Source organism: uncultured Marinobacter sp., from assembly GCF_947259545.1.
Lineage (GTDB): Bacteria > Pseudomonadota > Gammaproteobacteria > Pseudomonadales > Oleiphilaceae > Marinobacter.
On sequence record NZ_CAMYMK010000007.1, the window covers coordinates 315,648 to 336,542 of the forward strand.

The 20,895-nt window shown below is 55.9% G+C and carries 21 protein-coding genes; 9 read left to right on the plus strand and 12 right to left on the minus strand.

Features of this window, described 5'->3' with window-relative positions:
- Positions 1–32: 32 nt before the first annotated feature.
- Complete coding sequence (locus Q0Y21_RS09205) at positions 33–1,778, minus strand: LysM peptidoglycan-binding domain-containing protein (RefSeq protein WP_297794133.1); 1,746 nt, start codon at positions 1,776–1,778, stop codon at positions 33–35.
- A gap of 155 nt (positions 1,779–1,933) precedes the next feature.
- Positions 1,934–2,728, minus strand: coding sequence for a hydroxyacylglutathione hydrolase (gene gloB, locus Q0Y21_RS09210; RefSeq protein ID WP_297794136.1), 795 nt, complete (start codon positions 2,726–2,728; stop codon positions 1,934–1,936).
- 96 nt (positions 2,729–2,824) lie between these two features.
- On the opposite strand from gloB, the gene Q0Y21_RS09215 reads away from it, so the two are divergent.
- The 4 genes from Q0Y21_RS09215 (at position 2,825) to Q0Y21_RS09230 (ending at position 6,758) form a co-directional block, all read left to right on the plus strand.
- Positions 2,825–3,637 carry a class I SAM-dependent methyltransferase gene (locus Q0Y21_RS09215; RefSeq protein WP_297794138.1) on the plus strand — a complete coding sequence of 271 codons (813 nt, stop codon included), beginning with the start codon at positions 2,825–2,827 and terminating at the stop codon, positions 3,635–3,637.
- On the plus strand, positions 3,627–4,070 hold the full coding sequence (gene rnhA / locus Q0Y21_RS09220) for a ribonuclease HI (protein ID WP_297794141.1): 444 nt from the start codon (positions 3,627–3,629) through the stop codon (positions 4,068–4,070). The genes Q0Y21_RS09215 and rnhA overlap by 11 nt, the downstream gene beginning before the upstream one ends.
- A gap of 17 nt (positions 4,071–4,087) precedes the next feature.
- Positions 4,088–4,801: a DNA polymerase III subunit epsilon gene (dnaQ, locus tag Q0Y21_RS09225; protein ID WP_297794144.1), complete on the plus strand. Its 714-nt coding sequence runs from the start codon at positions 4,088–4,090 to the stop codon at positions 4,799–4,801.
- A 250-nt stretch (positions 4,802–5,051) separates the two neighbouring features.
- Positions 5,052–6,758: a chemotaxis protein gene (locus tag Q0Y21_RS09230; protein WP_297794146.1), complete on the plus strand. Its 1,707-nt coding sequence runs from the start codon at positions 5,052–5,054 to the stop codon at positions 6,756–6,758.
- 63 nt (positions 6,759–6,821) lie between these two features.
- On the opposite strand, the gene Q0Y21_RS09235 is transcribed toward Q0Y21_RS09230, so the two are convergent.
- Entirely contained in the window at positions 6,822–7,136 is a 315-nt protein-coding gene (locus Q0Y21_RS09235) for an SCP2 sterol-binding domain-containing protein (RefSeq protein WP_297794148.1), read from the minus strand.
- A gap of 231 nt (positions 7,137–7,367) precedes the next feature.
- Between Q0Y21_RS09235 and sohB the strand changes: the two genes are divergently transcribed.
- Positions 7,368–8,429: a protease SohB gene (gene sohB / locus Q0Y21_RS09240; protein WP_297794149.1), complete on the plus strand. Its 1,062-nt coding sequence runs from the start codon at positions 7,368–7,370 to the stop codon at positions 8,427–8,429.
- Between the two features lie 26 nt (positions 8,430–8,455).
- Positions 8,456–9,451: a YhdH/YhfP family quinone oxidoreductase gene (locus Q0Y21_RS09245; RefSeq protein WP_297794151.1), complete on the plus strand. Its 996-nt coding sequence runs from the start codon at positions 8,456–8,458 to the stop codon at positions 9,449–9,451.
- Positions 9,452–9,638: 187 nt separating this feature from the next.
- Here Q0Y21_RS09245 and Q0Y21_RS09250 read toward each other — a convergent pair whose 3' ends face one another.
- The 4 genes from Q0Y21_RS09250 to metH all read right to left on the minus strand — a co-directional run bounded on the left by Q0Y21_RS09250 (position 9,639) and on the right by metH (position 16,060).
- Positions 9,639–10,139, minus strand: coding sequence for a DUF934 domain-containing protein (locus Q0Y21_RS09250; RefSeq protein ID WP_297794154.1), 501 nt, complete (start codon positions 10,137–10,139; stop codon positions 9,639–9,641).
- Complete coding sequence (locus Q0Y21_RS09255) at positions 10,132–11,784, minus strand: nitrite/sulfite reductase (RefSeq protein WP_297794157.1); 1,653 nt, start codon at positions 11,782–11,784, stop codon at positions 10,132–10,134. The genes Q0Y21_RS09250 and Q0Y21_RS09255 overlap by 8 nt, the downstream gene beginning before the upstream one ends.
- A gap of 314 nt (positions 11,785–12,098) precedes the next feature.
- A complete protein-coding gene (locus Q0Y21_RS09260; protein ID WP_297794160.1) occupies positions 12,099–12,338 on the minus strand; it encodes a DUF2970 domain-containing protein in 240 nt (79 codons plus the stop codon).
- Positions 12,339–12,361: 23 nt separating this feature from the next.
- A complete protein-coding gene (gene metH, locus Q0Y21_RS09265) occupies positions 12,362–16,060 on the minus strand; it encodes a methionine synthase (RefSeq protein ID WP_297794163.1) in 3,699 nt (1,232 codons plus the stop codon).
- A 221-nt stretch (positions 16,061–16,281) separates the two neighbouring features.
- On the opposite strand from metH, the gene nfuA reads away from it, so the two are divergent.
- From nfuA to Q0Y21_RS09280, 3 genes are all read left to right on the plus strand, one after another.
- The gene (gene nfuA, locus Q0Y21_RS09270; protein ID WP_297794166.1) at positions 16,282–16,869 is read left to right on the plus strand and encodes a Fe-S biogenesis protein NfuA; all 588 of its coding nucleotides are present in this window, start codon (positions 16,282–16,284) and stop codon (positions 16,867–16,869) included.
- A gap of 236 nt (positions 16,870–17,105) precedes the next feature.
- Positions 17,106–18,305 carry a hypothetical protein gene (locus Q0Y21_RS09275; RefSeq protein ID WP_297794168.1) on the plus strand — a complete coding sequence of 400 codons (1,200 nt, stop codon included), beginning with the start codon at positions 17,106–17,108 and terminating at the stop codon, positions 18,303–18,305.
- Positions 18,306–18,338: 33 nt separating this feature from the next.
- Entirely contained in the window at positions 18,339–18,686 is a 348-nt protein-coding gene (locus Q0Y21_RS09280; RefSeq protein ID WP_297794170.1) for a hypothetical protein, read from the plus strand.
- On the opposite strand, the gene Q0Y21_RS09285 is transcribed toward Q0Y21_RS09280, so the two are convergent.
- The 5 genes from Q0Y21_RS09285 to Q0Y21_RS09305 all read right to left on the minus strand — a co-directional run bounded on the left by Q0Y21_RS09285 (position 18,683) and on the right by Q0Y21_RS09305 (position 20,877).
- On the minus strand, positions 18,683–19,000 hold the full coding sequence (locus Q0Y21_RS09285) for a TusE/DsrC/DsvC family sulfur relay protein (RefSeq protein ID WP_297794173.1): 318 nt from the start codon (positions 18,998–19,000) through the stop codon (positions 18,683–18,685). The genes Q0Y21_RS09280 and Q0Y21_RS09285 overlap by 4 nt on opposite strands.
- 3 nt (positions 19,001–19,003) lie before the next feature.
- The gene (gene tusB, locus Q0Y21_RS09290; RefSeq protein ID WP_297794176.1) at positions 19,004–19,276 is read right to left on the minus strand and encodes a sulfurtransferase complex subunit TusB; all 273 of its coding nucleotides are present in this window, start codon (positions 19,274–19,276) and stop codon (positions 19,004–19,006) included.
- A gap of 32 nt (positions 19,277–19,308) precedes the next feature.
- Positions 19,309–19,659 carry a DsrE family protein gene (locus Q0Y21_RS09295; RefSeq protein ID WP_297794179.1) on the minus strand — a complete coding sequence of 117 codons (351 nt, stop codon included), beginning with the start codon at positions 19,657–19,659 and terminating at the stop codon, positions 19,309–19,311.
- A 3-nt stretch (positions 19,660–19,662) separates the two neighbouring features.
- Positions 19,663–20,076: a sulfurtransferase complex subunit TusD gene (tusD, locus tag Q0Y21_RS09300; protein WP_297794181.1), complete on the minus strand. Its 414-nt coding sequence runs from the start codon at positions 20,074–20,076 to the stop codon at positions 19,663–19,665.
- Between the two features lie 102 nt (positions 20,077–20,178).
- Positions 20,179–20,877 carry a Bax inhibitor-1/YccA family protein gene (locus Q0Y21_RS09305; RefSeq protein ID WP_297794184.1) on the minus strand — a complete coding sequence of 233 codons (699 nt, stop codon included), beginning with the start codon at positions 20,875–20,877 and terminating at the stop codon, positions 20,179–20,181.
- Between the last annotated feature and the right edge of the window lie 18 nt (positions 20,878–20,895).

Below are 20,895 nucleotides of genomic sequence, written 5' to 3' on the forward strand. Positions count from 1 at the left end.
TATTCCCCGGAATTCCTGCCGTTCGCGAGGACTCAGGGGCTGTTCCTGATATCTACGTAGAGTACCAGACTTTGGCCCGGCTGCAGATAACGGGCAGAGTTAAGGTCATTCCAGCTTGCGATGTCGCGCACATTCACCGAGAAACGGCTGGCAATCGCAGACAGGGAATCGCCCTTGCGCACCCGATAGCCGACTTTGCGGACCATGGCCGGGCCCCGGTTATTGCTTGCGACAGTTTTGGGCTGACTGACCTGTGACCAGATGACAATCTTCTTGCCGGGGATCAGGGGATCGCCCGGCGCCATATTGTTCCAGGCAGCTACCTCGCGAACCGTGACCCGATGTTCGCGGGCAATATCCCAAAAGGTATCGCCACGCCGGATAGTGTAGCTAACCCGGTTGCCGCTGCGATTGCGTGACTGTTTTTTCTCAAGACGCTGGCTCGCACTGAGGGCGTACTCGTCGGAACTTTTGCTCGCCGAGGGAATCATCAGACGTTGCCCGACGCGGATCATGTCACTGTTGAGATTGTTGACCCGGCGAATGACCGAGGTTGTGGTGGCGAATTTTCGCGCAATGGTGCTGAGGTTGTCTCCGGAAACCACCTCGTAGTTACGCCAGGAGACACGATCTTTTGCGGGGATCTTGCTCAGTGCGGTCTTGAAAGTGCTGGCGTTCTCTTTGGGGACCAACAGGCGGTGAGGGCCGTCGGGTGCGGTCGCCCAGCGGTTGAACGAGGGGTTGAGCAGGTAGATTTCCTCGACATCAACTCCTGCGAGCTCCGCAGCCTGGGCCAGGTCCATCTGGGAACCGGTTTCCACCACTTCGAAGTAGGGTTCGTCGTTCAGGGCCGGCAGCTCAATGCCATAATCTTCCGGCTTATCAAAAATTTTGGCCAGCGCGATCAGCTTGGGCACATAGTGTGTGGTTTCCCGGGGAAGCCTGAGGGACCAGTAGTCCGTTGCCTTGTTGGCATTACGATTACGGCGCATGGCCTTGGAAACTGTGCCGCCCCCGCTGTTGTACGCAGCAAGGGCCAGGGTGTAATCGCCGTCAAAGCGTTTGGCCAGTCTGTCCAGGTAAGTCAGGGCCGCATCGGTCGCTTCAATGATGTCCCTGCGGTCGTCGTGCCACCAGCTCTGGGTCAGCCCGAAGTACTTACCGGTGCTGGGAATAAATTGCCAGAGTCCTGAAGCCCGACCGTGGGAATAGGCGAAGGGGTCAAATGCGCTTTCGACAACCGGCAGCAATGCCAGCTCGGTCGGCAACCCACGTTTTTCGGTTTCCGAGATGATGTAGTGGAGATACCGGCTGCCGCGCTTGACGACCCGATCAATGTATTTCGGATGTTTTCGATACCAGTCCAGCTGGGTTTTGACTCTTGGGTCGGTAATGTCATGGTCGAGTTCAAAACCGGCCCGAAGCCGATGCCACAGGTCGACGGTCCTGGCAGCGTCGTTGTCGACCTGATTCGATGGGGAATCAAGCTTTGCCCTGGCTTCCTCCGCCGCTGCTTTCAACCCTGGGGAGATGGCTTCGTCAAGTTCGGTGCGGGAAGCGCCCTCACTGTTCCCGGATTCCATGGCTTCCTTGAGTCCCTGGTCACCGGCAGCGACGGTCATCTCTTCCGAATCCAGGGGGCTACCTTCGGCATCCGCGCCGTCGCTTCCAATATAGCTGGTGGGCTTGATCCAGTCCGGGGTATTGTTTTCAAGGCTGGCACAGCCGCCCATCATGGCGCTGGCGAAGACAACTGCAGATATTCGTCTGACCGACATAGTAATGCTTCCGGCTGGCTGGGTATGCCGGCTTATGTATAAATAACCGGCATATATAAGGTGTTATGGCAATAATTTTGAAAAGATTCTATGGGTGCGCCCCAAGGGGGTCAAGAAACCTCTGGTTACGTCATTGAGAGGAATTGTTAACCGCCTTAAAAGTTGTCCTTGCCATGCCGCACGGCGGCAAATACCTCGTCGTGGCTGTTTGCTGACAGGCCCTTGTCGGCGCAATAATCCCGGGCGGCGGCGATGACAGCGGCGTCATCCCACCTCAGGAAAGGGTTCAGGCGTTTCTCATCTCCGAGAACGGAAGGGACGGTTGCCTTGCCTTCATCCCGTAGCAACCGGCATTTGTCCTCAAACTGTCGGAGGTTATCGTCATCCGGAAGCCAGTGTCTGGCAAACTTGAGATTGGCGAGCGTGTACTCATGGGCACAATAAACTTTCGCGTCATCGGGAAGGTTGCGCAGGGTGTCGAGGGACTGTCGCATCTGGGCCGGTGTACCCTCAAACAGTCGGCCACACCCACATACAAACAGGGTGTCGCCACAAAACAGGACCGGATGACCATCGACTCTTGTTTCAGAAAAATAAGCGATATGGTCCAGTGTATGGCCGGGAACACCGAGAACCTGGAATGTGAGAGTATTCCAGGCTACTTCATCGCCGGGGTGCACGGGATTGGTGATTCCCCCGAACGGGGATTCAGCAGGCCCGGTGATTGTGCACCCGGGCACGTCTGAAGTCAGAGCATTGACGCCGCCAACGTGGTCGGGATGATGGTGGGTGACCAGTATGGTGTCCAGCGTCAGGTTGTTCTGCCTGAGATGCTTCCTGACGGGCTCAGCCTGTCCGGGATCAACGACGAGAGCCTTGCCGGAATCGGTGTCCGCCAGGCACCAGATGTAGTTGTCATTGAACGCAGGAATCGCAGTGATGGTCAGCATAGTGCCCTACATGTGCCAGGTGGATGTCCCTGTTATGATAATGCATTACGCAGACCGTCCCAAGGACGGTCAATGTTCGGCCGGGGGCAGACCGTAATGGCATCGAGCGAATCCGTTGATTTTACTTTGCGACATGACAGCTTTGAGCGCTGGTACCAGACGCCTCTTGGTCGTGCGTTGCTGGCAGACCAGCGTGCTTGTGTTGACCGTCATCTTGGAAATCTGACGGGGGCCAGGCAACTGCAAGTGGGGGTCAGTCATCGCGTACCGCTGGCCAGTAGCACCGACTTTTCCCAGAAGATAGTGACGACACCCAACTGGGGACCGGCTATTCCCGATGGTGTGGCGGTGTGTGATGCTGATGAGTTGCCATTCCCCGGCGATTCCATGGATCTGGTGATTCTTCATCACACCGCAGATTTTTCCCCTCATCCTCATCAGGTGTTACGTGAGGCGTCACGGGTTCTGCGGGGAGAGGGCACTATTCTGTTGATCGGGTTCAACCCCGTTAGCCTCTGGGGCTTGCGCCGGCTGCTGTCGCGGTCAGGGGCGGGGCCGTGGGGCGGCCGTTTCCTGATGAAAAGCCGCATGGAAGACTGGCTCAGGTTGCTGGATTTTTCGGTCGAGTGTTCCCGGTCGTGTTTTTATCGTTTGCCTTTGCAGAAGCCTGTCCCTGTGCAGCGCCGGAATATTTTTGAGCGGGTTTTGGGCAACGGGATCCTGCCGGTGGGCGCCTATTACTGTATCGTCGCCAGGAAGCGGGTGTGTTCACGTATTCCCCGTCGCCCCGTGTGGAACAAGCAAAAAGTCATTACACTTCCGGGTTCCGGGCCCGTTGGTGCGTCCCGGGGGTGCGCTAGTCGCTCCAATATCAAATCAAGACAATCAGGGAGTTGTAATGGCCGGTAAGGTAGTTCTGTATACCGATGGCGCCTGCAAGGGTAATCCGGGGCCGGGAGGATGGGGAGTGGTCCTCCGGTATGGAGATGCCAGAAAAACTCTTCATGGCGGTGAACAACAAACCACCAATAATCGGATGGAATTGATGGCGGCAATCCGGGGGCTGGAGACGCTCAAGCGCCCGTGCGAGGTGGAGCTATACACTGATTCACAGTACGTGCGAAAGGGCATTACAGAATGGATGACCGGGTGGAAGCGTAACGGCTGGAAAACGGCTGCAAAGAAACCGGTTAAGAATGAGGACCTGTGGCGGGAGCTGGACGATCAGGTTGCCCGCCACACGGTGAATTGGCATTGGGTCAAAGGACACTCCGGAATTCCGGATAACGAGTTGGCGGATGAGCTGGCGAACCGGGGTGTAGAGGAATTGGCTAATACGTAGTCTGAGACAGGGCGAGCATGAGACAGATAGTACTGGATACTGAAACCACGGGCATTGACCCCTCGGAAGGCCATCGCATCATCGAGATTGGCTGTGTGGAAGTGGTGGAGCGGCAGCTGACCGGTCGTAACTATCATGTGTACATCAATCCCGAGCGGGAGGTTGAGGCAGAAGCCATTACCGTCCACGGCATTACTAATGAATTTCTGGCAGACAAGCCGGTGTTCTCCGAAATCGCCGATGAGTTCTTTGAGTTCATCAAGGATGCTGAGCTGGTCATTCACAACGCAGCGTTTGATGTCGGGTTCATGGATGCCGAGTTCGCAAGACTCAAGCCCGTGCGAAAAACAGCGGACCACTGCGGAATAGTGGATTCCCTCGCCATTGCACGGAAAAAGCATCCGGGGCAGAAAAACAGCCTTGATGCTCTGTGCAAGCGTTATGGAGTCGACAACAGTAACCGTGAGTTGCACGGGGCGCTGCTCGATGCCGAGATCCTCGCCGATGTCTATCTGCTGCTGACCGGCGGTCAGACCGCACTTTCCCTGGACGCAGGAAGTGATGACAACGGCGGAGTGGACGGTATACGTCGTGTGCCGGCAGAGAGAAAACCGCTGAAAGTCCTTAAGGCATCCGGGGAAGAGCAGGCGGCTCACGAAGAGTTTATGGAGGCGCTTGCCAAGCAGGCGGGAGGTACTGTTTGGGATCGGATGGGCAGTCCTGGGGAATAATGGATTAGCAGTGCTACAGAGTGACCGGGAATGAGAACTGGGTCAGCCTGTACTATTTGTTACATTCCCGGTTTCTTGAGCCGCTTGAGTTTTGTGTTATAAGTAATGATAAGTTCGCCAGTTTTTTGCGAACGTTATAAATAGCCGGGCAGGAAATGGCCGGATCATAATAAGACCTGGAATTCCATCCAAAGGGTCCCATTCCAAGAACAGGACGCGGTAGTTTCCGCGAAGTTAACAGGAAGCGTTTATGGTTCAATCGTCTCTGGCGACGAAGTCACAGTCCTTTGATCTGGTCAAAAGTGAAATTGAACAGACGATAAAGCAGGCCGAGTCCAGCCTTGAACGCTTTCAGGAGAATCGTGAGAGTGGCGAAGATCTACAGAACTGCGTGGATTTTCTGAACCAGCTTCGCGGTATCTTCATTCTCGTCGAGCTACGTGGCGGCATCCTGTTGTGCCAGGAAGCTGTCAGCATGGCGAACGACGTCCCCGTCGGAGCCAACGACGACAAGAACATTCTGCTGACCACTCTGAACAGTGCTTTGTTTATCCTGCGCCGGTACGTTGAGTATTATCATCAGCAACGGGTAGATCACCCCGAGCTTTTGTTGCCGGTCATTAACGATCTGCGAGAGGCTCGTAAGGAGAAGCCCTATCCGGAATCGTGCTTCTTTGAAGTCGACGTCAGACAGCGGCCGGACTTCTGCTCCGGAATGTCGTTCCCGCCGTTTGAGGGCAACGAAGCTGAGTACGAGATTCTGGCTCGCCGGATGAGGTTGACGTTTCAGGTGGCTCTGCTGGGGATGTTGCGGGAGCGGAATGAGGTTGTCAGCAAGAAGCTGATTGGTCGCGCTGCCCGGGGGTTGGCACGAGTATGCCAGGGTACGCCGATGGGGCAGATGTGGTGTATGGCAGCTATCGTCGCGGACACTATGCTGGACCGGGCGATGCCTTTCACCAAGGCGCGAAAGCGTATGTTCATGCGTGTCGAAAAATATGCCCGGGAAGTGGTGTACGTAGGGAAGGTGGCGACCTCCAAGGATGCCCCGGACTCACTGATACGTGACATGATCTATGTTCTCTATCGCAGCGGCTCCGGAAACCCGGAGGTGACCGATATTCTCTCAGCGTATCGGTTGACGCCCGCGGAATTTCCGGACTCCATGCTGGAGGCCCATGCCCGCAGGTTATACGGTCCCGGCGCCGACGTTCTCAAGTCCCTGTCAGAAGCCTTGCAGGACGAACTGAATCAGCTCAAGGACAAGCTGGACATTATTGAGCGCGGCATTGAGCCGGACCTGGCAGAATTCTCATCGATTGCAGATTCCCTTGATCGGCTCGGCAATACCCTGGTTATGCTGGATCTCAACCAGCTGGCCGGAAAATGTCGTGGAGAAGCGAGCCGATTGCGTAGCTGGGAATCCGAGTCCCGGTCGCCGAATGAGGAAGAGCTGTACGCGTTGGCGGATTCCGTTCTGGGTATTGAAGATGCAGTCATGCAGATTGTTACGCGGGGCATTACTTCGGAAACCGATTCTCTGGCCGCGGGTGATCGAAAACGTGATGAATCCCTGTATCTTCAGGAGGCGACTTATGTCGTTGCCGATGAGGCCCGAAGCGCACTGACCCTGGCCAAGCGTGCTATTACTGCCTTCATCGAGTCTGATTATGACAGGTTGCACCTCGCCAACCTTCCGGCAACGCTACACAGTATTTGGGGTGGCCTGCATATGGTGGGGGATCCCGGTGCAGCCAGTGTTCTGGAACGTGTGGCCGCGTCGATTCAGGAGCGACTGCTGGATTCCCGGGAAGCGCCGTCGCGCCAGGTGCTGGAAGCGCTGGCGGATGCGCTGACATCGCTGGAATATTACATCGAGAGCATTGGTAAGCGCGAAGATCGTAACGCGGACCTGCTTCGCCTTGCCGAGTCGTCACTGAATGATGTCGGCTTATAGAAAAGCATAAAAAAACCCTGCTGCGAGGCAGGGTTTTTTTCAGGTCTGTCTGTCCGGGCAGGTTTAGCCCATCTTGAACAGTTCCCCAAGCTTGGTTGCCAGCATCATGTCGCCTTCTGCGCGAAGTTGGCCAGCCATGAATGCCTGCATACCATCAGTTTCACCTGACACAATGCCCTGCAGGGTTTCAGCGTTCATGATCAGGGTTACGGAAGGATCGTCGTGGGCACCTTCGTGTAGTTTGCAGGTGCCATCGTTGATGACCAGGTGGTAGGTTTTGTCATCTTCGATATCGAACTGGAATACCAGATCCAGGCCTTCGGCTGCGTCTGCGTTGAAATTCTGTTCGAGTTTGTCAAATACCTGAGCTACAGACATTATTTTACCCTTATTGATGATTGTCTTGGCTTGGCTTGGCGACGGCTTGACGGCCCTGGCAGTGAGCCTGTTCCGGAAGGCCAGGGTTAGCCGACGCAGCCATTCGACTTTATGGTGCCAACATGACAGTGTCAAGCTCGATCGAACGCTTGTTTTAACTTTCCATGTTGCTTACCTCAATGAGACCTGTAAGTTACAATCAGCGCTTTGAAATCAGGCTGGAGAAGCACTTTGGAATTTCTGACAGAGTTCGGTTTATTCGTCGCCAAGGCCGTAACGCTCGTGGTTGCGGTGATCGTGGTTATTACGGTTGTTATGTCAGCGGCCCAGAAGGATAAAGCTGACGACGGTGAAGGGGAGTTGCGGGTACGCAAACTCAACGAAAAGTACCGCAAGCTGAGGGAGTCACTCCAGGCCCGGTTGCTTTCGGATCATGAACGCAAAGCCTGGTCCAAGAAGCAGAAGAAGGAAGAGAAAGCCCGGGCCAAGGCTGAAAAGGAAAAGATGAAAGCCGGGGAAGAGCAGGCCGGGGACAAGAAGCGGGTATTCGTTCTAGACTTCGATGGCGATATCAAGGCCAGCGAAACCGACCCTCTCCGCAGGGCGGTGACAGCAGTGCTGAGCGTGGCTGACCCGGCCACCGATGAAGTCGTCATACGCCTCGAAAGCGGTGGTGGCCTGGTGCATTCCTACGGACTGGCCGCCGCCCAGCTGGACAGAATCCGCAGCAAGGGTATCCACCTGACCGCCTGTGTGGACAAGGTCGCTGCCAGCGGTGGCTACATGATGGCCTGCGTTGCGGACCGCATCGTCGCATCCCCCTTTGCTGTGCTCGGTTCCATTGGTGTTGTCGCCCAGTTGCCGAATTTCCATCGCTTCCTCAAAAAGAATGAAGTGGATTTCGAAGTGCTTACTGCCGGGGAGCACAAGCGTACATTGACGGTGTTTGGTGAGAACACCGATAAAGGCCGGCAAAAATTCCTTGAAGACCTTGAAGACACACATGTGCTTTTCAAGGAATACGTCAGCGAACGTCGGCCGGGGCTCGATATCTCGGCGGTAGCCAATGGCGATATCTGGTTCGGTCGCCGTGCGCTGGACGTGAACCTGGTCGATGAAATCAAAACATCCGACGAATATCTGATTGATGCCTGTGACAGTGCAGACGTAATCTCAGTGACATACCAGCACAAACGAACCTTGCCGGAAAAGCTTGGCCTGGCAACGAGCACCGCCCTTGAGCACACCGTATGGAAAGTGTTGAGCGCGTTTCGGAACCAGAAAATCCAATAGGCTGATACAGAAAAACGGGGACCAGTATGACAACAACTGAATTCAAAGCCTGGCGCGTACAGGAGCAGGATGGAGAATACGTTGGCAGCGAACAGACCCTGTCAACCGGTGACCTGCCGGCGAATGAAGTGCTGATCAGGGTCAGTCACTCGTCCCTGAACTACAAGGATGCACTGTCCGCTTCCGGCAACAAGGGGGTCACCAGAAATTTCCCCCACACGCCGGGTATCGACGCGGCCGGTAAAGTCATTGAATCCGCCACCGGTGAGCCGAGCGTTGGCAGCCAGGTCATTGTCACCGGTTACGACCTCGGCATGAACACCGATGGTGGATTTGGCGAGTACATTCGCGTGCCGGCGTCCTGGTGTGTCGCTCTGCCGAAAGGTTGGGATAGTCGTACCGCCATGATCTACGGCACTGCCGGCCTGACAGCCGGCCTGTGCGTCCAGAAACTGCTCAAAATGGGCGCCACCCCCGATCAGGGTAAAGTCGCCATATCCGGCGCCAGCGGGGCCGTGGGCAGCGTTGCGGTTGAACTGTTATCAACCCTTGGCTTTGAAGTAGTCGCCATCAGCGGTAAACAGGATCACGCCGATGAGCTGAAGACCCTGGGAGCCTCCGAAGTCATCGGCCGTGACGCCCTGGCCGCCGAGAAAAAGCCCATGCTCAAGCCGGTGTTTGCCAACGCCGTGGACACCGTCGGTGGACAACCCCTGGCAGAGCTTCTGAAACAGATCCAGCCGGGTGGTTCCGTATCCTGCTGCGGGCTGGTTGCCGGCCCGCAACTGGAAACCACAGTACTGCCGTTCATCCTGCGGGGTGTGAATCTACTTGGCGTTGATTCAGTGGAAATCCCGCTGGCGGAAAAAGCCGCTGTCTGGGAAAAATTTGCTGGTGAGTGGGCGTGCCCGAAAACCGAAGCCTCCGCCCGCGATATCGGACGTGGTCAACTGGATGACGCCCTGAAGGCGTTTCTCAGAGGAGAGTCGTCAGGAAAGATCGTGCTAGATCACTCTCTTTAAGAGAGTCGATTCTTTTCTTTAGAAGGGACGGCTGCCTGAAGAATCAGCCAGAACAAAGGGGGAATGGGTAACCAAAACTGTGCGGAGCCATGGATGGCGGAGCCCAAGCCGCACAGGGACGTCTCGAGGCGTGTTTTGGTTACCCATTTCCCCTTTGTTCGTTTGGGGAGTAATTAGTAGTCAGGGATTAAGAAGCCCGACGACGAAACAGCGGCACGTCGGTATCCGTGGCAGCCTGATACCCCTGACTGAAAAAGTTCAGAGCACGGGCAGCCTTGGACGCATCCTTGTCTTCCCGCAACGCATAGCTATCAAAACCGCAACGCTTCATGAACTGCAATTGGTCCAGCAGAACATCCCCGATGGCTCGCAGCTCATGCTGGTAGCCAAAGCGTTCCCGCAACAGACGCGCAATGCTGTAACCCCGGCCATCGGCGAACTTGGGGAAATTCACTGCGATCAGTGGCAGCTCATTAACCAGCCCATCAAGCAGCTCAGGCTCGTCGTGGCTGTCGAACCAGACACCTATATCGCGGCCTTCAAAATGTTCCTTGCCAGCCAGCCACAGATCCGCCGGAATCAACGCCGGCTGGTCTGGAATGTCCAGGGACTCACCATCCGCGGGACGGGGAACAACAACCCAGGAGTCCTGCTTGATGGACCCGTCTTTAGTGATAATCTCAGGCATAGACCCGCTCCTTGAATGGCTCAATTCCGATTCGACGATAGGTTTCCAGGAAGGGCTCTTCCTGCTTCCGGTTGTCGACGTAAACATCAATGATCTTGGCGATGACATCTGGCATATCCTCCTGGGCAAACGAGGGCCCGAGGATCTTGCCGATCGTGGCATCGTGATGTGAGGAACCACCCAGGCTCACCTGATAGAATTCCTGGCCTTTCTTGTCGACACCCAGAACACCGATATTGCCAACGTGGTGGTGGCCGCACGCGTTCATGCACCCGGAGATATTCAGGTCAATGTCGCCCAGGTCGTAAAGGAAATCCTTATCGTCAAAGCGACGCTGAATGGACTCGGCAACCGGAATTGACTTGGCGTTGGCCAGGGCGCAGTAATCACCACCCGGGCAGCAGATAACGTCAGTCAGGGTGTTGAGGTTGGCGGTCGCGAAGCCCATGGGCTCAATGCACTGCCAAAGCTCGAACAGCTGGTCCTGGCGAACGTCGGCCAGCACAACATTCTGTTGGTGCGTGACGCGAACCTCGCCAAAACTGAACTGGTCGGCCACCTCGGCAATCTGCTCCAGCTGCGTGTCAGAGACATCACCGGGAGGCGTGCCGGTTTTCTTCATGGTCAGGGTGACAATGGCATAGCCCGGTTTCTTGTGGCTATCGACGTTGTGGCTGAGCCACTGATCGAACTGACGGTTCTCGAACCGCTGGGTCGCCAGAAGTTCGGTGGCATTTTCCAGGCTGTCGTAGGCAGGCTCGGTAAAGTAGCCCTGAATCCGCTCAATGGCTTCGCGGGTCAGGTGAGTGGGGGAGTCCTTGATATGGGCCCACTCGGCCTCGACCTTCTCGGCAAAGCCTTCCGGCGTCAGTGCCTTGACGAGGATCTTGATCCGCGCCTTGAATTTGTTGTCCCGGCGGCCGTAGCGGTTATATACCCGCAGCACAGCCTCCAGGTAGGTCAGCAGGTCCAGTTCCGGAAGGAAGTCGCGAATGACCGGGCCGACCATCGGCGTGCGGCCAAGGCCGCCACCAACATGAACCCGGAACCCAAGCTCACCCTGATCGTTACGAACCATCTGAAGACCGATGTCGTGAACCTGAATGGCGGCACGGTCGGTTTTCTCGGAGGCGTTGACCGCCACCTTGAACTTGCGGGGCAGGAATGCGAACTCCGGATGGAACGTGGACCACTGCCGGATAATCTCACAGTAGGGTCTGGGGTCAGCGATCTCATCGACCTGGACGCCGGAATACTGATCAGTGGTGGTATTACGGATGCAGTTACCACTGGTCTGGTTGGCGTGCATTTCCACTTCAGCAAGTTCCGCGAGGATGTCCGGAACATCCTCCAGAGCCGGCCAGTTCAATTGAACGTTCTGGCGGGTGGTGAAGTGGGCGTAGCCCTTATCGTAGTCCCGGGTAATCCGTGCCAGACGGCGCAGTTGCTCGGACCGAAGCATGCCATAAGGGACGGCGATCCGCAGCATGGGCGCAAGACGCTGAACGTAAAGACCATTCTGGAGGCGAAGCGGGAGGAACTCGTCTTCGCTCAGTTCGCCAGCGAGCGCGCGCTCGGTCTGGTCACGGAATTGGGCAACCCGTTCGGCTGCGATTTGCCGATCGTGTTCGTCGTATACGTACATAGTAAAACGTCCTGCTAAAACGCGTGGTATCAGGCTTTAAAGCCTTTTGAGGAGGGCAGAATATCACCGTGTATATATTCTTAAAATGATTATTTCCAAATATGTTTATCGATTGAAGTGATAACGAATTGCCAAAAAGACTGGACGAATATCAATTCCGTGCTTAACTTTACCCTACAACAAAAACAGGTTTCAGGAGGTTTCCGGAATGAAAAAAGGTACGCACTCGGATAGCAGTGTTGATGCCGTGGCAGCCGTGCTGCTGGTCGCCCTGGTCGTTACATTTGCGGTGGTGTGGGTAAGCGGGCAGTAGACTACTGCCCGGACAGTACCAGCTTTACGACAATTACCAGAGTCACAACAAAGCCAATAGTGAACAGCAGCCCCGCAACGATATAGGGAAGGGGGCTGTGACTGGAGAAGTCCTCCTGCCGGCGTTTGTCCGACTGGACACCGAAAGCGCCGGCGATAATGCTTTGCATGATCTTGAGTACACCTGGATGCCCTGATGAGGGCTTTTCGTTCCTGTCTTCCTCTTTTCCCTCATTTCCCATCAGACTGATCCCGCTAAAGTGAGTTATTCCGCCGGGTCATAGGCCAGGCTAGGAGCCAGCCAACGCTCGGCTTCCGCCTTGGAGATACCCTTGCGCTCAGCATAGTCTTCAACCTGATCCACGCCAATCTTGCCAACCGCAAAGTACTTGGACTCGGGGTGGGCAAAGTACCAGCCAGATACTGCAGCCGTGGGATACATGGCAAAGTGTTCGGTCAGTTCAATTCCGGTTTTGTCGGTTGCTTCGAGCAGGCGGAACAGTGTGGCCTTCTCGGTGTGATCGGGGCAGGCCGGGTATCCTGGCGCCGGTCGGATGCCACGATAACGCTCGCGGATCAGGTCCTCGTTGGCCAGCTTTTCATCCGTGGCGTAGCCCCAGAACTCCTGCCGGACACGCTCATGCATCCGCTCGGCAAACGCTTCCGCTAACCGGTCGGCCAGCGCTTTGACCATAATGGCGTTATAGTCGTCGTTGCGGTCTTTGTACTCTACGGACAGCTCCTCGGCACCAACCCCCGCAGTAACGGCGAAGCCCCCAACGTAATCAGTCTTGTCCGAACCCTCGGGCGCAACAAAATCAGACAGCGCCATCATCGGTTTGCCAGAGGCTTTGTCATCCTGCTGACGCAGGTGGTGCAGGGTGGTCAGCTCTTCGCTTCGCGACTCATCTTTGAATACGACGATATCGTCACCCCGGCGTTGTGCCGGCCAGAAACCGATCACGCCCCTTGCGGAAACCCGTTTCTCGTCAATCATCTGGCGCAGGATCTTCTGGGCGTCATCAAAGAGCGTGCGGGCCGCCTCGCCCCGCTTGGGGTCATCGAAAATAGCCGGGTATTTTCCGGAGATGTCCCAGGAGATGAAGAACGGGGTCCAGTCTATGTAGTCCACCAGTTCGTTCAGGTCATACTCTTCAAATACCCTGACACCGGTAAACGCTGGTTTTGGCGGCTGGTAATCTGTGAAGTCGATCTCCGGTGCACGGCCCCGGGCCTCTTTCAGGGACACCAGTTTGGTGCGCTCTCCCCGGTTCTTGCGACGTTCGCGGATCTCATCGTATTCCTTATGGGCAGCCTCAACAAACGCTGGTTTGGCGGTGTCGCTGAGCAACTGGGAGGCGACGTTCACGCAGCGGGAGGCGTCCGACACATACAGGGCAATATCATTCTTGTACTGCGGTTCGATCTTGACCGCAGTGTGGGCTTTGGAGGTGGTGGCGCCACCGATCATCAACGGAATATGGAAATCCAGACGCTGCATTTCCCGGGCGACATGGACCATCTCGTCCAGGGATGGAGTGATCAGCCCGCTCAGACCGATAATGTCGACGTTTTCCTTTTTGGCCGTTTCAAGAATCTTGTCGCAGGGCACCATCACGCCCATATCGATTACTTCGTAGTTGTTACACTGGAGGACCACCCCTACGATATTCTTCCCGATATCGTGGACATCTCCTTTGACGGTGGCCATCAGGATTTTGCCCTTGGCCTTCTGGCCTTCGCTTTTTTCAGCCTCGATAAACGGAATCAGGTGAGCAACGGCCTGCTTCATTACGCGGGCGCTCTTGACCACCTGGGGCAGGAACATCTTGCCATCGCCGAACAGGTCGCCGACCACGTTCATGCCATCCATTAATGGGCCTTCGATTACCTCAATGGGATGTTCCGCCTCAAGACGGCAGTCCTCAGTGTCCTCAATGATGTAGCTGGTGATGCCCTTGACCAGCGCGTGTTCAAGGCGTTTCTGCACTGGCCACTCGCGCCAGGCCAGGTCTTCTTCCTGAGTCTTGCCGCCTTTGCCCTTGAAGCGCTCAGCGATCTCCAGAAGGCGGTCGGTGCCGTCATCCCGGCGATTGAGTACGACGTCTTCCACCAGCTCCTTGAGCTCGGGATCGATCTCGTCGTAGATGACCAGCTGACCCGGATTCACGATCCCCATGTTCATTCCGGCCTTGATGGCGTGGTAAAGGAACACAGAGTGGATCGCCTCACGGACCACATCGTTGCCGCGGAACGAGAAGGACACGTTACTGACACCGCCGGAGATGCTGGCATGGGGGAGGTTGTCCCGTATCCAGCGGGTGGCGTTGATAAAGTCCACTGCGTAGTTGTTGTGCTCTTCAATGCCGGTGGCGATAGCAAAAATGTTGGGGTCGAATATAATATCCCCGGGATTGAAGCCGATACCCGTCAGCACATCGTAGGAGCGCTTGCAGATCTCGGTTTTGCGCTCGTAAGTGTCTGCCTGGCCCTGTTCGTCAAAGGCCATAACCACCACGGCTGCACCGTAACGCATGCAGTCCCGGGCGCGTTTGATAAACTCCTCTTCGCCTTCCTTCAAACTGATGGAGTTCACCACCGCCTTACCCTGAATGCAGCGCAGACCGGCTTCGATCACATCCCACTTGGACGAGTCGATCATGATGGGCACGCGGGAGATATCCGGCTCAGAGGCGACCAGGTTCAGGAAGGTCACCATGACCTCCTTCGAATCCAGCATGCCTTCGTCCATGTTGATATCGATAATCTGTGCGCCGTTCTCGACCTGGTCACGGGCAACGCTCAGGGCTTCCTCGTACTGTTCTTCCTTGATCAGCCGCAGGAATCGCTTGGAACCGGTCACGTTGGTACGTTCGCCGACGTTGATAAACAGAGTGTTTTCGTCACCGGTGAACGGTTCGAGGCCTGACAGGCGCAGGGCTTTTGGGCGCTCGGGAATCTTGCGGGGCGGGTACTTGGCGACCGCAGTGGCTATGGCTTCGATATGGTCCGGCCGCGAACCGCAACAGCCACCAATGATGTTGAGGAAGCCATCCCGGGCGAAGCCTTCGATGATCTCCGCCATTTCCTCCGGTGTCTGGTCGTACTCGCCGAATTCATTGGGCAGGCCGGCGTTCGGATGGGCACTGACGTAGGTTTCCGCCTTATTGGACAGCTCTTCCACGTACGGGCGCAGGGCGTCGGCACCAAGGGCGCAGTTCAGACCCACGGAAATGGGCTTGGCGTGAGCGATCGAGTTCCAGAAGGCTTCGGTAGTCTGGCCGGACAGAGTACGGCCAGAGGCATCGGTAATGGTTCCGGAAATCATGATCGGCAGGGTAACGCCGCTGTCTTCGAAATATTGTTGGGTGGCGTAAATGGCCGCCTTGGCGTTCAGGGTGTCGAAAATGGTCTCGATCAGAATTAGATCGGAGCCGCCCTCGACCAGGCCTTCCACCGCTTCGTAATAGTTGTCCACCAAGGTCTGGAAATCGACGTTGCGATACCCGGGGTTGTTTACATCCGGGGAAATGGAGGCCGTGCGTGAGGTGGGGCCCACGGCACCGGCAACAAACCGGGGCTTTGCCGGATTCTTCGCTGTAAACTCGTCCGCGATCTCCCGTGCCAGCTTTGCGGCGGCAACGTTCAACTCTTTCGCGATGGATTCCAGCCCGTAATCGGCCTGTGACAGCTGGGTTGAGTTGAAAGTGTTGGTCTCAATGATATCCGCACCAGCGTCCAGATAATCCGCATGGATATTGCGGAGCAGGGCAGGCTGGGTCAGGTTCAGCAGGTCGTTATTGCCCTGGACCTCCCGGTCGTAATCCGCAAAACGATCACCGCGGAACGCTTCCTCGTCCAGCTTCAGGTTCTGGATCATGGTGCCCATGCCCCCATCAAGGACAACAATACGTTCCTGCAGGGCCTTGTGAAGCTGTTCCAGGCGAGTGGTGCGATCGGTCATAGCGTACTTCCGGAAGTCGTGTTTAACGTCGTATTTGATAGAACGGCGCGGAATCATAGCAAAATTGCGAGATTCCGTCCCGGTACTGATGACGATTGTCAATAATCCCCCGGCAATAGGGGAAATTGACTATCACAGTAATGCCCGACTATTTTACTTGGTCTTTCATGTTCAGGCGAACTCCCTTAAAATGAACGCAAACTTTCAAACGGGTTGAAAACATGGCATTGGTTACTGTGACTGATCCCGCACGGGATTATCTGGCACAACTTATCGAAAAGCAGGACGTGGAAGGCATGGGCGTGCGGATCTTCGTGACCCAGCCCGGCACCAAAAATGCCGAAACCTGTCTGGCCTACTGCCCGCCCAACGAGGTTGTTCCCACGGACGAACAACTAGACCTGGGTAAGTTTACTTTGTTCCTGGACCATAACTCGGTGCCTTTCCTTGAGGAAGCGTACGTGGATTATTCCAAGGACCAGATGGGTGGTCAGCTCACCATCAAGGCACCCAATGCCAAGGTGCCGAAAATTGATGACGACGCCCCGCTGCCGGACCGCGTGAATTATATCCTGGCCTCCGAGATCAACCCCAACCTCGCCGCTCACGGTGGCGATGTCTCTCTGGTGGAAATTGTCGATGAGTCCGTTGCGGTGCTTCGCTTCGGTGGTGGTTGCCAGGGGTGCAGTGCGGTCAGCCTGACGCTCAAGCAGGGCGTGGAAAGTACCCTGAAGGAGCGCGTCCCGGAAATTACGGCCGTCAGGGATGTGACGGATCACACCGTTACCGAAAACGCCTACTACCAGTAAGTCCTGGCCGTCATTTAACGTCCGGCTCCCGATCACCAGATTGTCGGGGCCGGGCATCATTGTTAGCTGCTGCATTACCCTCGCTTTATTGGCTACTCGGCCAATGCCCCTGCCTTTCAGTTACTTCATGATCTGTCACACAATCAAGAACTATGGACAGGTATCATGCCTGTCTGACAAATAGGGCGCAGTCGCGGGTAATCTTGCCTGCGACATTTACATTACCGGGGTTAGATTTGTTCGACGTTGCACTTCTTACTGTGCCACTGATGGCGGCTATCGTTGGCTGGTTTACCAACTGGCTTGCCATACAGATGTCTTTTTATCCTGTCCAGTTTATTGGAATCGGCGGTATTGGCTGGCAGGGTGTCATCCCCCGTAAGTCGGAAAAAATGGCGCATATCTGTATTGATCGCACTCTGCAGCAGTTCGGGGATCTCAACGCCGTTTATCGCAAACTCGAACCCCACCGTATCGTCGAACAAGTGGTTGCCCAGGTGAACCCGCGACTGGATGAGTACATTGATGAGGTCATGTACGAGATCCAGCCGGTCCTATGGGATAACCTGCCCCTGTTCCTGAGACACCGGATCTACGAGTGGGCCAGAGAGCAGCTGCCGTCGCGTATTGAATCCCTGGTTGAGGATTTCGGGGACGACCTGAATGACCTGGTGGATCTCAAGACTCTGTTGAGCCGCGAGCTCGAGCATCATCCTGACCTGATGAACCGGATTTTCCAGCAGGCCGGCTCGGTTGAGTTGCGCTCAGTTATAAATCGGGGCGCCATTATCGGTGGCCTTCTCGGTGCCATGCTCGCCCCGCTCTGGGCGAGGTATCCGGAGCCCTGGCTGTTACCGTTGGGCGGCTTTGCTGTCGGGTTCCTGACGAACTGGCTGGCGATTAACCTTATTTTCAGCCCGCTGAAGCCCCGGCGTTTCCTGTTCTGGAAAATTCAGGGTCTATTTCTGCGTCGACAGTCTGAGATCAGTGATGTCTGGGCCCGTCTGGTTGCGGAAGAGCTGATAACCGTTGAAAAGGTTGCCGATGCGATGATCAACGGTAGCCACGGTGACCGCACGAGGGCCATTATCCAGAAGCACCTGCGGCCGTTACTCGATAACTCGGTGACAATGAAACTGACCGCTCAGGTGGCTGTCGGAATGACGGGCTATACAGAGCTTAAAAAGGCGATGAATCAGAAGGCCGTGCTTGCCACCCGGGATGTCTTTGGCGATCCGGCGTTTAACCGTGAGCGGGCTCCCGTGGTTGCAGAGGTCCTGGCCGGGCAGATGAAGTCCCTCAGGCCATCGGAGTTTCAGGACATTCTGCGCCCGGCCTTTCGCGAGGAAGAAGTTCAGTTGATGGTTGTTGGCGGGTTGTTTGGTGCCCTGGCAGGGCTCATGCAGTTTATTGCCCTCAACAACCTGCTATTGTAATTAGCCATAATCTACTCCCCTGGAGCGTTTCTTATGGAATTTGGACTACAGATACTGGCCCAGGTGGTCATCACCGCCCTGGTTGTCCTGGGTGTACTGGCGGGCTTCTGGCTCAAGGTTGTGCGTCCTTATCTGGATCGCAAAGTCGAAGAGCTTATTGAAGCCTCGAAGGACATTGAACCCCGGGTTACACGTGGAGTGAAGGCCGGTGTGGCGGAGAGCCTGCGTGAGCTGCCCGAAAGCACGGTCAAGGAATCCACCCGCCAGTTTCTGAAGTTTGGCTCAGGGTTGTTTGAGAACGGGTTGAGCAGTTTCCTGGGCAGCGCCGCAGACCTGGAGCGCCACTCCCGGGGGAATGGCGTCGATACGCGGGTCGATTAAAGGCAATTCGTCGGCCGGGGCAAGCCTGCGATACGGCAGGCGCTCTTGGCGGGTGTTCCGGGAAACAGCTGCATAAGATAAATGCTGTTTCCTTTTTCCTCTCCTAAGGCCTCCTTTACCGCTTTGACGAACAGGCGGTTAGAAGGGGGTGACATTTCATGTTCTTTGTAAAAATCCCTCAGGAACATGATGATTTCCCAATGGTTTTCAGAAAGATCCATTGCGTCCTCAGCAGCAATTTCCCGCGCTACGTCCTTTGTCCATGCAGAGGCATCTTCCAGAAACCCCTCGTTGTTACGAATGACCGTTGTCATGATTTACCAGCTGATAACCCGTTGTGCCTGTATGGTGAGAGAAACCATATCATCGAAGGTGATGGGAGCGGAAATATCCTGCCCCGCTTCAATCGCCCTGGCGCGAAGGTCCTCCCGCAGCGCATAGACAGTTTCTGGGAGCGTAACGGTTGAATCGGCGAGGGCAGTGACGGCATTGCCGGTCAACAGGATCGCATCCTGTTCACCCGCCATGCCCAGGCATTCGCGGAACCGTGTGTGGCCTGGAGGCTTGCTGAGAATATGAAGTGTGTGCATCGCAGTTGTATCCTGTAATCCGCCGGTGACTCTTAACCTGAAAACACCACGTTTTGGTACTGGTCCAGCGCCTCGCTTGTGTTTTCGACCCGGGTAACGCCACTGATGAGGTTGTCATCAGTGAGGCCAAATCGCTGGCAAGCTGCGGTGTCCGCCAGAAGTGCTTCAACACCGAAAATGCTGGCCGCCGCGAGGTTCCGCTCTACCGACTTCTGATCAATTCCTGCAGGCTCCTGTCCCTTACTGAGCCAGAGTACGCCAGCGTCAATAAACAGCAGCGAGACCGGCTGATCAAAGGCGGCCAGTGAGAAGGCCATGTCCAGGCTCTCCCGTCCTCCCCAGCTACCGTAAGGGGGCTGATCAATGACAATCAGCGTGTGCATGCTTCAGGCTCCACCGTGGAAATAGATAACGCGGGAAGAGTGCGCTGTGCTCTCCACCCACTCGCCGAGACCAGCGATTTCAAAAGGCGCCGCAAGGTTGCTGGCAGGCAACTGGTAACGTTTCCGCTCGGATTCGTTGACCAGTCCTCGCCTGAGCGCTGAGGCGATACAGGCAATAGCGGGTACGGAATGCTCCTGCAGGAGGTCAGCCCAGGCCCGTGTCCAGTTGGTTTCGTCCGACGGAGGTGAAGTCAGTGCTGAGGCCAGGTGCACACCTTCGCCGTACAGGAACACGCGATCAATGGTGTGTCCGGCCCTGAGGACGGCATGGGCGAATCCAAGTGCGGTTTCCGGCGCCTGGGAGCTGTAGGGAGCGCCGGTAATGACCAGCGTAAACGTGTGTTTGTCAGCAGGCATCTGTAACGGTCAGTTCCGATGGGTCAGGGTGTTAAGTGTACCGAAAGCAAAAGCCCCGGCAAATGCCGGGGCTTTCAGGCCAAATCACTGTGTGATTATTGATCAGTCTTCGCCGCTGAACGCCATCAACAGGTGCAGCAGGCTGACGAAGAGGTTGTAGATGGCAACATACAGCCCGACAGTTGCGATGATGTAGTTACGCTCACCACCGTTGATGATCCGGCTTGTCTCGAACAGGATCATGATGGAGGCGAAGATAGTGAAGCCTGCAGAGACTGCGAGGTGCAGTACCGAGCTTTCCATGATGAAGGCCAGAACCATGGCGCCGATCAGCACAAATGCGCCGGCGGTCAGGAAGCTGGACATGAAGCTGAAGTCCTTCTTCGTGATGAGCGCGGTGGCTGACAGGCCAACAAAAGCGACCGCTGTCAGCGTGAGCGCCTGCGCGACGATCTGTGAGGCGCCTGCAGCCACGATAGAGCCGATAATCGGACCCAATGTGTAACCCATGAAGCCGGTCAGGGCGAACGTGGTCAGAATGCCCCAGGGACTGTTCTTCAGCTTATAAGTTGCGAACAGCAGGCCGATGTAGCCGACAATGGTGATGAGGAATCCCGGGTGAGTGCCGTTCATGTTCAGGAAGGCCGTCAGTGCCGAGAAGGCCAGGGTCATGCCAAGCAACATGTAGGTGTTGCGCAACACGTTCATGGCATCTGCACTGATGCCAGTGGTCGTGCGCTCAGTCTGCGGAGCGGAATAGGCTCCCTGATTATTGCGAACGCCGAATCGTCTGTCTTCCATTGTCATCTCCGTTGGTAA